The organism is Pseudomonas sp. NPDC087817 (genome assembly GCF_044742875.1).
GTDB lineage: Bacteria > Pseudomonadota > Gammaproteobacteria > Pseudomonadales > Pseudomonadaceae > Aquipseudomonas.
In genome coordinates this window covers 15,310-28,095 of the sequence record NZ_JBIUVJ010000065.1, presented here as the reverse complement: position 1 = coordinate 28,095, position 12,786 = coordinate 15,310, and the positions used below count along the sequence as shown (strand labels likewise).

Annotated in this window: 10 protein-coding genes and 1 pseudogene; 9 read left to right on the top strand and 2 right to left on the bottom strand. The window is 59.6% G+C overall.

The window, feature by feature from the left end:
• The 7 genes and pseudogenes from ACIONG_RS25780 to ACIONG_RS25750 all read left to right on the top strand — a co-directional run.
• A pseudogene (locus ACIONG_RS25780) lies at window positions 1–84 on the top strand (type VI secretion system tube protein Hcp); the annotation flags it as partial.
• Between the two features lie 108 nt (window positions 85–192).
• Window positions 193–2,952, top strand: a complete 2,760-nt coding sequence (locus ACIONG_RS25775; RefSeq protein ID WP_401303509.1) for a type VI secretion system Vgr family protein — start codon at window positions 193–195, stop codon at window positions 2,950–2,952.
• Complete coding sequence (locus ACIONG_RS25770) at window positions 2,945–3,559, top strand: hypothetical protein (RefSeq protein ID WP_103303085.1); 615 nt, start codon at window positions 2,945–2,947, stop codon at window positions 3,557–3,559. The genes ACIONG_RS25775 and ACIONG_RS25770 overlap by 8 nt, the downstream gene beginning before the upstream one ends.
• Complete coding sequence (locus ACIONG_RS25765; RefSeq protein ID WP_401303507.1) at window positions 3,556–4,293, top strand: hypothetical protein; 738 nt, start codon at window positions 3,556–3,558, stop codon at window positions 4,291–4,293. The genes ACIONG_RS25770 and ACIONG_RS25765 overlap by 4 nt, the downstream gene beginning before the upstream one ends.
• 74 nt (window positions 4,294–4,367) lie before the next feature.
• The gene (locus tag ACIONG_RS25760) at window positions 4,368–6,515 is read left to right on the top strand and encodes a DUF3274 domain-containing protein (protein WP_401303505.1); all 2,148 of its coding nucleotides are present in this window, start codon (window positions 4,368–4,370) and stop codon (window positions 6,513–6,515) included.
• Window positions 6,515–8,098, top strand: coding sequence for a DUF2875 family protein (locus ACIONG_RS25755; RefSeq protein WP_305888149.1), 1,584 nt, complete (start codon window positions 6,515–6,517; stop codon window positions 8,096–8,098). The genes ACIONG_RS25760 and ACIONG_RS25755 overlap by 1 nt, the downstream gene beginning before the upstream one ends.
• 13 nt (window positions 8,099–8,111) lie before the next feature.
• Complete coding sequence (locus ACIONG_RS25750) at window positions 8,112–8,372, top strand: PAAR domain-containing protein (protein ID WP_054048120.1); 261 nt, start codon at window positions 8,112–8,114, stop codon at window positions 8,370–8,372.
• A 51-nt stretch (window positions 8,373–8,423) separates the two neighbouring features.
• Here the strand turns inward: ACIONG_RS25750 and ACIONG_RS25745 are convergent, their stop codons facing one another.
• Complete coding sequence (locus ACIONG_RS25745) at window positions 8,424–9,884, bottom strand: fatty acid desaturase (RefSeq protein WP_401303502.1); 1,461 nt, start codon at window positions 9,882–9,884, stop codon at window positions 8,424–8,426.
• Window positions 9,885–10,128: 244 nt separating this feature from the next.
• Here ACIONG_RS25745 and ACIONG_RS25740 point away from each other — a divergent pair, with 244 nt between their 5' ends.
• The gene (locus tag ACIONG_RS25740; protein ID WP_213028743.1) at window positions 10,129–10,788 is read left to right on the top strand and encodes a hypothetical protein; all 660 of its coding nucleotides are present in this window, start codon (window positions 10,129–10,131) and stop codon (window positions 10,786–10,788) included.
• On the top strand, window positions 10,782–11,897 hold the full coding sequence (locus ACIONG_RS25735; protein ID WP_401303500.1) for a hypothetical protein: 1,116 nt from the start codon (window positions 10,782–10,784) through the stop codon (window positions 11,895–11,897). Before ACIONG_RS25740 ends, ACIONG_RS25735 begins: the two co-directional genes overlap by 7 nt.
• Here the strand turns inward: ACIONG_RS25735 and ACIONG_RS25730 are convergent.
• Window positions 11,885–12,778: a hypothetical protein gene (locus ACIONG_RS25730; protein ID WP_315446886.1), complete on the bottom strand. Its 894-nt coding sequence runs from the start codon at window positions 12,776–12,778 to the stop codon at window positions 11,885–11,887. The genes ACIONG_RS25735 and ACIONG_RS25730 overlap by 13 nt on opposite strands.
• Window positions 12,779–12,786 lie beyond the last annotated feature (8 nt).

Sequence of the window (12,786 nt, the reverse complement as noted above, 5' to 3'; positions counted from 1 at the left end):
CAGTTCACCTACCGCAAAATCACCTGGACCCACGAAGTATCCGGTACTTCGGGTTCCGATGACTGGCGTGCTCCAGTCGTTTAATTACGGCTGATCGTTTCACACATCGGCCAGCTCTGCTGGTCGATGTGATGGATGTCTTGCAGAGTTGATGTGCGGACTCTCTTTCTCACCTGACCAAGGAACAGTTCAATGCGTCAAAGGGATTTGAAGTTCACGTTTTCCGTGTTGTCAGGGCAGATGGAGTTCGAGGTCGTAGAGTTCACGCTGGAGGAAGCCGTTTGTGAACCTTTTCGACTCAGCATCGAGTTGGCCAGCCACAACCCGAACATCGATTTCGGCAAGGTTCTCGATCAGCCCTCACTACTCACGATCTGGCAGGGCGGCACGGTCGTGCGCCATGTCCACGGGCTGGTGTCCAGCTTCACACAAGGCAAAACCGGCTTTCGCCGCACGCGTTATCGCGCCGTTGTCGAACCACAACTCGCTCGCCTCGCCCTGAGTTCCAACTGGCGTATTTTTCAGCAGAAAAACGTGCCGGACATCATCAAGTCCGTGTTGAGCGAGCACGGCATCCTCGACTATCAGCAACACATCAACAGCGAACATTTGCCGCGCGAATACTGTACGCAGGTCGGCGACACCGACTTGTACCTGTTCGATCGGCTGTCCAATGAAGAAGGCTTGTTCTATTTCTTCAAATGCAATGAAAGCACTCACACGCTGATCCAGGGCGACAAACTCTATGTGCAGGAGCGTATTCAAGGCGCTCCGGTGCTCTACACCACTGAACCTGCAGCGGATGCCACGCAACCCGTCCTCTATGCGTTCAGTTACACCGAGAACGTCCGCACGGCCGAGCAGACCCAACGCGACTACACCTTCAAGCGCCCGACCTTCGACCAGCAGCAGAACTTCGCCGGCGATGATTTGCAACATCAAACGCCTAACTACGAACGCTATGACTATCCGGGCCGCTACAAGGCCACCGCTGCCGGTAAACCCTTCACCCAGAATCGCTTGCTGGGGCACCGTGGCGACGCGCGGATCGCCGTTGTCGAAGGCGACGATCCGCGCCTGATCCCGGGTTTCTCTTTCCAGCTCACCGGCCACCCCCGAGAAGATTTCAATCGCTGGTGGCGCTCGCTGAGGATCACTCACAAGGGCATCCAGCACGCCAGTCAGGAAGAAGAGTCCGCCGGTGCCGATGTCGGCGTGAGTTATGACTTTGTCGCAGAGATCGTTTGCGAAGAAACCGAATGGCGCACCCCGCCGATGCCCAAACCGATTGTCGACGGGCCGCAAATTGCGACGGTGACCGGGCCGGACGGGGAAGAGATCTACACGGATGAATTTGGTCGGGTAAAGGTCCAGTTCCCATGGGACCGGGAAGGCAAGAACAACGAATTCAGCTCCTGCTGGGTGCGCGTGGCGCAGAACTGGGCGGGCGCGGACTGGGGCCATATGGCGATCCCGCGCATCGGCCAGGAGGTCATCGTCGATTACCTGGACGGCGACTGCGATCAGCCGATCATTACCGGTCGCACGTACCGGGCAACGAACATGCCGCCTTACCAACTGCCCGATCACAAGATTCTCAGTACCATCAAAAGCAAGGAATACAAGGGCAGTCGGGCCAACGAACTGCGCATTGACGACACTACCAAGCAGATCAGTGCCGCCTTGATGAGTGATCACGGCAGCACCGCATTGCATCTGGGTTACCTGACGCATCCGCGGCCGAGCGGTGGTGAGCCGCGCGGCGAAGGTTTCGAGTTGCGCACCGACGAACACGGCGCGCTGCGGGCGGCCAAAGGTCTGCTGCTCAGTACCGAGGAGCAAATGAACGCCAGCGGCGGCCACCTCAATCGCGGCTCGGTCATACAGGTACTGGAAGCGGCGTTGAAACTGGCCAAGGACTTGGGGGACTACGCCCAGGACAACCAGGGTGTCGGCCATGACAAGGCACCGCAGAAAACCCTCAGCGATGCGGTTCGCGACCTGGGCAACGGCGCGAACGACGAGTCGGGCAAGACCAACGGTGGCAATCCGGCGATTGCCATGAGCGGTGAAGCCGGCATTGCGGCGGCATCCCCCAAGAGCATCACGGTGGCAGCGGGTGAGCATATCGACACCATTGCCCAACAGAATCAGCAACAGACCTCGGGGCAGAAGTTTGTGCTCAATGCCGGGAGCGACCTGGGGATATTTGCCCACAGCGGCGAAATGCGCCAGATCACCCACCAGGGCCCAATGCTGTTGCAGGCGCAGAAAAACAACATCCGCCTGGAGGCGGATCAGAGTGTGGAAGTCAGCGCGAGCAACCAGCATGTGCTGGTGTCGGCCAAAGAGCACATCACCCTGATGTGTGGCGGGGCCTACATCACCCTCAAGGGCGGCAATATCGAACTGGGCATGCCCGGCAACCTGATCGTCAAAGCGGCCAAGCACAGCCTGCTCGGTGCGACCAGCCTGGAAGCCGAACTGCCGAAATTCAAAGTCGGCGATACCCAGCGACGCTTCATGCTCAAGCAGATCGACGGGACGTCGGCGATGCCCAACATGCCGTACAAAATAACCCTGTCCGATGGCGAAGTGGTCGAAGGCGTGACGGATGCTCAGGGCGCCACACAGTTGCTGCAGAAAGATGTGATGAGCATTGCCAACGTCGCCATGCTCAAGCCGCCCGCCCCCGCAGCGGCAGGCGCGGCGGGAGGAGGCGCAGGGGCAGCCGCCAGTGCGGCCGGTGCTGGTGCTGCTGACGAGGCGGAGGAAATTGTGCAGTTTTTTGAATTCAAGGATGACCAGGGTGGTCCCGCGCCACACCACTTCAAGGTGATGTCCGCCGGGGAAGTCGTGGCCGAGGGATCCGGTGATCGCACGCCTGACTTCCCCGCTGACATGGAGCTGGAGCTGGAGTCGTGGCCGGTAAAGGAGACACAAAATGCCTGATCTCATCACGCCACAGGTGCGCAAACTCGCGGCCATCGGATATGGCGAAGCCTCGACGGACAACAATCCGCAGGAAGTCCGCGGCATTTGCTTTACGGTGACCAACCGTATGCGCGCGTGGGGGCTGGCCGACGTCGCCAGCCTGCTCAAGGAGACCGGGGACAGTTATATCGTTGCAGCGCGGGGCAAGAATGAGCGTTACAACCAACTCATGGCGGCTTCGGAAGCGGACATCAATGCAGATCCGAACATGCGCTCGGCAGTGGAGAGTGCGCGGGATGCTCTCGCCCAGCGCGGCAATGATCCCTCCAATGGTGCTTACTGGTGGGATGGCATCGATATCAAGGATTCGACCAACCCCCGACACTCAGACGGGTTCCACTACGGCTCCCCCTCGCACAACATTTTCGGTGTTGCGCAAGTCTCGAAGCCGGAAAAAATCACCTACTGGAAGCAGCTCAACAAAAAGACCAACACCATGGTCAATGTCCGCGAGCGGGGGCGTTATAACCACGTATACCGGTCCACTGCCGCCATCGGCAAAACGATCTTCTGGACCACCAATCCGGAGTACATCAAGGCAACCGGCGCCAAGGAATATCGATGAGCAAACTCACCCGTTGTCTGAGCCTGTTTCTCGTTGCGGGCCTGCCCTTTCTGGCGCAGGCCGCCCCGGTACAGTTCACCGATTACCGTGCGTTCTATCGGTCGCTGGGCGACAACCTGTTCGCCGGAGACGGCAGCGAGCTGGCCAGGCCTTGCTCTGAATCGCCAAGGCATTGCCTGTGGGTCAACGCCATGCGCCCGGCATTTGAACGTTTTGAGGATGCGCAGTGGAGCGCGCCCGACGAACTGAAGCTCGACCCGCCCAAAGGCACACCCGTCATTGTCTTTGACGGAGAGGCCCTGACGGTCGGCAAACAAAGTTGGCCGCTGCGCGAGGCGGTCAACCTCGCCTCGCCGCAATGGCCCGTCGGTGACCCCATCGATCCGGAAAACGTGGCGACCGCCACGGCTTGGCGCCAAGGCGCCTCAACGTGCCTGGAGTTGCATTACGTCAGCAGTGGCTACGGTAGTCGCTATCCCCTGGTGTTGCTGGTACACGACCAGCATCTCTACGCGTTACCGCGACTTTTCTCCTCTTGCTCGGCCATTCGCAAGGCGCCCGGCAATCAGTTCAGCTATCCGGAAAACGCATACCTTGGGGCAGAGCTGGAAAACAATCCGACCGGGCTGCAAGTGGATTACCGGGTACCCCAAGCAAAAAAACCGGTGGTGCAGTACCTGTTGCACTTCCCGAATCAGGGCGACCCCTTCGTTTTTGAGGCGCAGCGCCAATAGGCGCCAGCGGACAAATCCGTCATGACCTTGCCCCCACGCGCAGACCAATGGAATTTTCAAGGAGGAAATGGGCGATGACTGATCCTACCCAGCCGAAAAAGATCGCTTCCAGCCAATCGATCACCATGCCCAGCGGTGGCGATATCCACCTGATTCCACCACCACCGAAGCCCTGTGTGACGATCCTCGTGCACGGCGTCAACGACCTGGCGGGTTGCTACGCGCGTATTGAGCAGGGGCTGTGCGCGGGGTTGAACGAACGCCTCGATATGCCGCGTACCTTCCCCAACGGCGCGAACAACCCAGGATATTTGTTGCCGGCCAGCTACAGTGTGCCCGACGATGATGACGGCAAGGCCATTAACCCTGACGCCGTGTACTTTCGTCGCAAGTCAGGAACCACTAGCGAGGGATGCCAGCCGCGCAGCGTGGTAGTGCCATTTTATTGGGGGTTTCGCGAGGAAGAGGCGTTCATTCAGAAAGACGAGAAGCACGGTCAGTGGCTGGATCGAGACGGCAACCGCCTGGACAAGGCCGGTACCAAGGAGGGCGGCCAGTTCGCCAACGCCACCACCAATCTGCCGGATATGTGGGGCAAGGGTTTCAACGGCATGCTGCTCGGCTTCATCTCGCTGAACAAAATCGGCGGCACCATGACCCACCCGTTGTTTTCAGCCGCCGGTCGGCGCTACATGGTGCTGGCTGCCATGCGCCTGGCCATGTTGATCAAGATCATTCACAAACGTCATCCGAACGATACGATCAATGTGGTTGGCCACAGTCAGGGCACGCTGCTCACGCTGCTGGCCCATGCATTCCTCAAAGAAGACGGTGCCAGACCGGCCGATGGCGTGGTCATGTTCAACTCACCCTACAGCCTGTTTCAGCCCAATATGGATAAAGTCCAGAAATTGGGCGGTCAGCAAACGACCGGCGCGCGTATCGCTACGCTCAACGGCATCTTGCAATTCATCGCGGGCAGCCCTAATCCGGTACCGGCTCTGTCGGGTGTCGCCCTGAAAAACAAGCAAGGTTACGGAGCGATTGGCGGGCCTGGCTGGACGGGCACGGCCGCGTGTCAAACCACGATCCGCGGAGAAAAGATCACCTTCAACGAGCGTGACAACCGCGGCTGCACCTTTCTCTATTTCACGCCTCAGGATCAGACGGTTGGCCTCAAGAACGTCCAGGGGATCGGCTGGCAGGGGATCGGTGAAGAGGTCGATGGTCAGCCTGCGCGCAAGATCCTTCCACAACGTTTCCACCAACGCGTATTTACCGTGCGTAAGCGTAACGGCGAGAAAGAATCCGTCGGCAAGCACGTTCCTCCCTACGTCTACCTGTTGCGCCAGGACAGCGAGCAACCCTGGGAAGACACCGGCCTGGGCTTCATGGACCGAATACCCGTTGGCAGCCTGGACAAGGGCGCCAGCGTGGTCTTGACCGCGCCTCAATTGCCAGTCGCGGGCGACGTGAACTTTGCCAACGATGGCGTTATCACAGCCCCGGGAGAAGGCTCCAAAAGCGGGGTGTACCAGATGAAGGACAAACTGGACCCTGTCGATGCCTCGATCGGCGTGGCCAATGGCGGCTGGGAGCCGAAAAACCCACGCTACGCCAAACAGGAGACACTGGACGAAGCCCTGGCTTTCAAATATGGACAAGACATCCAAAGCGTCGAAAAGGCCCGCAACGAGGGCAAGGAAGCCTCGGAATGCGCCCATGTGTTTGTCGCTCGGGCTCAAGGTAACGGCAAGGTCCTCATCACTCGCGGGGAAACACCGTACGACGCGCGTATACGTCTGCAAGGCGAGAAATACTCGGAAGCTCTGTCTTTCCACTCATCCATTCCCAACAACCCTGAACATAGCCGACAAGTGCTGGCCTATGACGTGGCAATTGGTGCAGGTGAGAGCGTTGATGATGCGACCTTTTATGCGTATCTGTGTCGTGTTGCGGATTGGCGGCTGGATTGTGGGAGCACCCGCGCCAGAGGCAGGGCCCAGGCTGACGCGGAATTACAGAGTGACGGACCGGATGATGATGTGGAGGCGCTTTATCTTCAGGATGAAAACAAACCGCTGATCGACGCCACGGTGATCTATCGAAAGAGTGGCAAGCTGCCTGACGCTGTGAAGGATCAAATGCCCGCATTGGTGGCCACGCAGACGCGAACTGAACTAAAGAATGGCGAGCCCATTCGTTTTGGCGGTGTCCCTTGATGCGCGAGCTATTTACGTACCTGTCTTTCACCAGCCTTCTGCTGACCAGCCATCTGGCTCAATCGGCTGAACATTTATTGACGGCTACTCGTTGCTTTGCCAGCCCGGCTTCGCCCGTGGCTTCCTATACTTCGGCCAAGGAGGCCGCCGCCATGCCTGCTGATACTCGTTACCGCGCCCCTGCCACTTCGCCTCGCCTGGAAACTCTCGATGTGCTCAGCATCGGAATGAGCCTTGACGTTTACCGCCAAGGCCAGGCCTGGCAAACCCTGCAAGAACAAAATGCCAAACAATCCGAAGCCCTGCACGTCGGCAGCATCCTGCCCATGGACCCGAAGAAGTACCCGGTAACCGCCGATGACAAGGATGCCGCCTCTGAGAAGAGGGAGGCAGATGCCTTGGAGCTGGGCTTGCGCGATTTCCTGGAGAAATGGCCCATTCCGACCGTGACCGTGGTTCGTGGCTGGAAACCCGATACACCGAATCTGCGCTTTACGCCTGAAAGAACCCGGAAAAGCCTGTCGGTGATGGTCAATGACCTGCGCGGCCCCGCCGGGTTGCACTGGCATCGCATTCGTAATATGCAGGACGGAATTGTCTGCAGTGATACCCCCGAAGATTTACTGGAGACGTTGTTCCAGACCTTCGAGCACAATCCAGATTTGCCGGCACTGCTGGTCTACGCCAATGAAGGCTTCAACATGGCCTTGGCGTTGAGCACGAAAGGTAATAAACCCATCGGCCTCGGCACCGGGCCACGACAACCCGGCGAACTCACCGACTCAATGGTCGCCTTGGTCGTCGGCCGTCCCGAGCGCGTGGAATGGCTGCGTTATTACGCCCAGTTCGCGAAGGTGAACGAGAACAAGATCGACCCGGAATTCTCCGGTTGGGGCGCACGTAAACCAACTGTGGAGTTCCAACCGTCGGAGTTCATTCCTCAACCATGGACTCAACGCGCTTTCGAGCAATGGGACGCGCTGCCCGTGCTGGCCAAACTGCATCGACCAGTCACCGTGTCGCTGCTACGGCCTGACAACGGAGAACGCCTCAAGCGCGAAGCCTTGACCGTCAAACTGGCCGCAGGCTGGAAAAGCGCTACTGACGGGCTCCCTCAAAAACCGGCTCGAGTTTTCTTTGATGGTGGCTTGAACACCACACCTCTGGCTGAACTGCTGCCAGCGCTCACCGCCGCGCACAGTCCGCTAGACCTGCTCGATTCGCGCGAGAGCTACGATTTGACCCAGCGCTTGGGCGACACTGGCTCGGCCTCGCCGTTTGTCGGCCTCACCCTGGCAACGATGGCCAGTTATCTGAACGCGGACACCAGCGTGGTCATTCCGATGCGCCGCCCTGACCAGGCAACGATCATTGCCGTGACCTCGCCAACGCCCGGCAAAAAGCCTTCAGGCAATGATCATTTCGGCGTCAACCTGATGCCACAGACCGCGAGCACCGAGGAGCCGCCAGCCGCACCGAATGCCCATTCGGCGCCAAAAATGCATGTCATTGAACAGGATCACACGCTGGAAGAATTCCTCGCCGACCAGAAACCGAAAACCAACTGGATGGACGATCTCTAGGAGGCCTGCTGCCATGGACATCATTCGGCTCGGCGACTCCACCAGTCATGGTGGCACCGTTCTTGAAGCTTTCAACCAGACGGACCTGAACGGCAAACCCATGTCCGGTGTTGGTCATAAGGTGGTTTGCCCACTGTGCAAAGGGGTTTTCCCGATCACGCAGGGCAGCGCCCTGTTGGATGTCGGCGGCATCGCAGTGGCGCTTCACGGGATGAAAACCGCGTGCGGCGCCAGCCTGATTGCCAGCAACCCCAAGGGCGAAGCTGCAAGTTGAAAACGTGGGGCGCTCTTTACGTCTGCGCTGCTGCCCGGGAAGCAGGCTGGATCAACGGTTCTTGTTCATCCCCGACCAGAGCAGCGAGGGCAGCGTCCGTGAGTCCAGCAACGCTTCATCAGCCGTAACCAGACGCGGGAGAACATGCCAGGGATGGTTGGCACTGCGGTGATGATGCAGGTGCAGATTGATGTGATAAGGCCAAATGAAAAACCGCCCTACGCACCCGACTTTCCATGCATATGTCCACTCCCGCCAACCGGGGGTCATGTCCGGCCCGCCGCTGTGCTCGGCGATGCTGCGGATTTTCTGCAACAGGGTGCCCAGCGTGGCCAGTGGCACCAACCAGAAAAAAACAACCAACAAGATCGTCTGGGCCGACGTCTGCCAAGCGATGAAAGATAAAAGGACCAGCCAGATCACACCGGCTGCCAATGCCGGCCGGGTCATCTTCGGGGATGCTCCGCCCGCCGCCTTGTAGGCGCGCAGGTTGCGCAGCGTGTTGATCAGCAACAGATCCCCGAGCAATTGTCGCAGCAACAATTTGCCGCTCAGTGGACGGAAATCCCAAGGCTGGCGGTGATACAAAAAGCGGCGCTCCGGGTCGTTGGCGGTTCCAGTCTGTTGATGATGTTCGAGGTGCAGGGGCCGATAGAATTCCACCGGGACCATTCCCGGCACACCGATTGCCAGGTTGATCAGAAAGTCGTTGAGCGTGCGATGACGGGTCAGGTGATAGTGCGTCGCGTCGTGGTACAGGATGAACAGCGCATGTTGGCGCGCGGCAATCACCACGAAGGCCACGCCATACAGGCGCCAGTCCCCCACGTACAGGGCGATGCGCAACGTGACGATGATGCACAGCCATTCCAGCAGGATCGCCGCCATGCTGCGCAGATCCACTTTCAGGCGCTTGAGCATGACGGTGAACAGGCCTGCCAAGCCGCCGATCGCAGCGCCATACACCACGTCGAGCAGCACGTGCTGGCCCGTCGTCAACACGGTAATCCCCAGCACCACGCTCCACAGACTGAAGAGCCAGGCCGTACGGACGCGCAGGCAAGCGAGGACAACGCTGATCGCCACCGGCAAAGCCACGTGCCCACTGGGCGAGGCGGCCAGCGGTGAGTCGAGTTGGTAGAACCACGTGAGCCACTGCGACGAGTTCTCCGGACGCTCGATCATGGTTGGCCAGAACAAGTGGCTCAGCAGGCAGGTTCCGGACGCCACGGCCGCCGCAAAAAAAGCGGGCAACAGCCATTCGCGGCGCCGCCCCAGTAGCACCAGTGCCGGCATGATCAATACATAGCTCAGGTACAGCGGCAAGGTGTAAGGCAGTCGAGCAATGTGCGCGTCAAAACCTGTCGGTTGAATCACCCGCACCGCGCCCATCGGATAGTGCGTGACGAGAAAATATAGCGCGCCAGTGACGACGGTGTAGATCACCAGCCAGAGGAAGGGTCGCGTCACGATCGAAGTATCAAAGTGATGACTGACAAACGTGGATGACATGAATAAGGCGCCTGATAGGTTAGAACAAACTCAATTTTTCATACCGCCATGAACGGCGATTTCTGCTCGGTTATTCAAGGTTTGCACCTTCAGAAAATGACAGCGACGAAAGGAAGTCTACGTTGCATTGACCCTTTCAACTCGCCAAACTCCAGACATCTTGCTTGCGATGCCGAGGATCTCCATGCGTTTGAGCGCAACGTCAGTTGAATGCTCCGATCTGCATCCACATGAAATCAATCGGATGTTCGAGATTTATTCCGCCTCCTACTGCGACATCTCTCGCCCGCAATTTGATCAGGATTTGCAGGACAAGACCCATTGCATCGTGTTGCGTTGCGCGGATCAGACTATCGTCGGTTTCACCACACTCAAACGCTATGAGCGCACGTGGTGCGGGCAATCGATCAGGGTGATTTTTTCCGGCGACACTATCATTGACCGCGAACACTGGGGCAGCCAGCAACTGGCTTTCGCGTGGATGCGCCTGGCCGGTGAGATCTGGCAGGAGCAGCCTGACGTTCCGCTGTACTGGTTTCTGATCTGCAAGGGTCACCGCACCTACCGTTATCTGGCCGCCATGGCGTTGAACTACGCCCCCCGCGCTGGCGTGGTGACGGACCCTGCGGTTAAGGCACTGGCGGATTATCTGGCAGTGGATCGTTTCGGCGAGGCCTATGATCCCGCAACGGGCGTGCTGTCTTTCACAGTGCCACAAGGTCGCTTGACGACCGAGCTGGCGCACGTCCCCGCCCCTCACCTGCGCCTGGAAAACGTCGCGTATTTTCTACAGCAGAATCCTCGTTATGCGTCGGGCGATGAGCTGGTCTGTCTATGTGAATTACACCCCGAAAACCTTCGGCCATTGGCGCTGCGTCTGTTTGCCGCCGTGCAACCATGCTGATCCGCCAGGCCAGCGCGGCGGACAATCGGCAGTTGCTCGATTTTCAGGCGCAGCGGGCCATGCAGGGTGGTTTGCCAATGCGCTTCGATCGCGGGCCGGACTACTTTGCGCTGCACCGTTGTCATGCCAGCGACCATCGCACCTGGCTGGCCGAGAACGAAACCGGTGATCTGAAGGGCATCGCCAGCCTGGTGGTGCGTGAGGGCTATCTTCAGGGCGACATTCAGCCCGTGGCCTATCTGGGTGACCTGCGGCTGGTACCCGATAGGCGTCTGTCGGTGTCGTGGATGGCCGAGGTCAAAGTCCGTCTTGCAGCACTGGCCGGTGAAACGGGGGTGCAGCACGCCTATTGCTGTGTCATCCGCGACAACCGTCTCGCCACCCAGTCACTGCTCGGCGGACGGCGCGCCAATCCACTCGGGCTGGCGCACTGGCGGGGCTACAGCAACGTCGCCGTGTATGCCCAGCGTGGCTGGGGAAGCACCCCGCGAACGCCGGAGCACGTGCGCATCGTGCAAGCGCAGCCGTGTCACGCCGACGCACTTCGCGCGTTTCTAGACCGGGAATCGGCAGATCAGCCCTTCGGCAACGTCTTCAGTGAGGCGCTGTTTGCCAGGCGCCTGGAGACTTGGCCGGACTTCGGCCTCTCGTCATTTCTGCTGGCACTGGACACCCGAGACAACCTGCTGGGCTGCGTCGCGCCCTGGGATGCCGGGCGGATCAAACGCGTGGTGGTTGAGGCTTTGCCGCTGACCCACCAGGCCCTGCGCCTCGCGTTCAACACCTGTGCGCCGCTGTTGGGGCGCCCCGCCATTGCCGCGCCCGGCGAGGCGCTGCGCGACGTTTACCTGACCCATTTGCACGTCCGACAACGCGACCCGCAGATTTTTGCGGCACTGCTGGACGCGACGTGGATGCGCGTTCGCGGTCAGTACGCGTTGATGCAACTATGCCTGTATGACCATGACCCATTCTGGCTGGCCATGAAGCGCTATCGCGCCGTGTCCATAGCCATGGACTTGTACACGGCGCCTTGTGTGGGCAATGCCACGGCGTTGACGCCGCAGGATGCCGAGCGCATCCCAGGGTTTGAAATCTATCTCGTCTGAGCGCAACCGTGCAGGACATCCAATAGCGTCAACCAGAAACGCGTGGCGTCAAAGCCACCGCCGCCCAGCACCGGTTGACCATGGTCGAGCCGGGGCAGGCAGATCTGCGGCATGCCCGCGATGCGTTGATGTTCGAGGTAAAACTGGCCGTCATGGGCCCAACCCGGTCGTCGCGCATTGAGGCGAGCATGATGGGTATCGAAGCGCGAACTGGGGACGGCGCTCCAACTGATCACGTGCAGGCATTGCACGTCGGCGGGCAAATGTTTGAGCAGGTCGCTGATGTGCGGGTCGCGCAGACTGCTGATATCCCGTGCGCCAGCGGCCACCCAACGGGTTTTTGCCAACACCCGGCGAAGGCGATCAAACGGGTAGTCGAGGTTCGACTGCCCTGCGCTGCAAGCCAACACGTCATCGATGACTGTGGACGGACCTGTAGGTGGTTGCACCAGCACCACACCGTCACACGCCTGACTCAACAGTTTGTCCTGTGCCAATGCCGCGAGCGCGTCAAGCCCACCCTTGCTGTGCGCCAACACGACAAATCGCTGCCCCTGCCTGAGTCGGGCCGTCAGCACCTGACTGATATGTCGACCTTGCGCCATGACGCCCCGAGAGGAACGCACAGGCATGCGCAAAACCGGATAGCCCCGGCGCCGCAACGTCCGCGCGCAATCCTGAAAACAGCCGGGCAACCATTCGGAAAACAGCCCGGCCACCAGTACCACCAACGTGTCCTGGGAAAGGTTGAGCGTGGGCTTGGGCCAGGACGCGATAAATTGCTCCGTGCAGTCCAGCAATGCGTCGGGCGCGACGAATTCGGTTGCCGGAAAATGCCGTGACCACTCGGCAAATCCCTCAGGTGTCCAGGCGGGTGTCATCGCCGAAG

Excerpts from the sequence above, each read along its gene's own strand:
- ACIONG_RS25775 (WP_401303509.1), top strand. The coding sequence starts at position 193 with ATGCGTCAAAGGGATTTGAAGTTCACGTTTTCCGTGTTGTCAGGGCAG.
- ACIONG_RS25770 (WP_103303085.1), top strand. The coding sequence starts at position 2,945 with ATGCCTGATCTCATCACGCCACAGGTGCGCAAACTCGCGGCCATCGGA.
- ACIONG_RS25765 (WP_401303507.1), top strand. The coding sequence starts at position 3,556 with ATGAGCAAACTCACCCGTTGTCTGAGCCTGTTTCTCGTTGCGGGCCTG.
- ACIONG_RS25760 (WP_401303505.1), top strand. The coding sequence starts at position 4,368 with ATGACTGATCCTACCCAGCCGAAAAAGATCGCTTCCAGCCAATCGATC.
- ACIONG_RS25755 (WP_305888149.1), top strand. The coding sequence starts at position 6,515 with ATGCGCGAGCTATTTACGTACCTGTCTTTCACCAGCCTTCTGCTGACC.
- ACIONG_RS25750 (WP_054048120.1), top strand. The coding sequence starts at position 8,112 with ATGGACATCATTCGGCTCGGCGACTCCACCAGTCATGGTGGCACCGTT.
- ACIONG_RS25745 (WP_401303502.1), bottom strand. The coding sequence starts at position 9,884 with ATGTCATCCACGTTTGTCAGTCATCACTTTGATACTTCGATCGTGACG.
- ACIONG_RS25740 (WP_213028743.1), top strand. The coding sequence starts at position 10,129 with ATGTTCGAGATTTATTCCGCCTCCTACTGCGACATCTCTCGCCCGCAA.
- ACIONG_RS25735 (WP_401303500.1), top strand. The coding sequence starts at position 10,782 with ATGCTGATCCGCCAGGCCAGCGCGGCGGACAATCGGCAGTTGCTCGAT.
- ACIONG_RS25730 (WP_315446886.1), bottom strand. The coding sequence starts at position 12,778 with ATGACACCCGCCTGGACACCTGAGGGATTTGCCGAGTGGTCACGGCAT.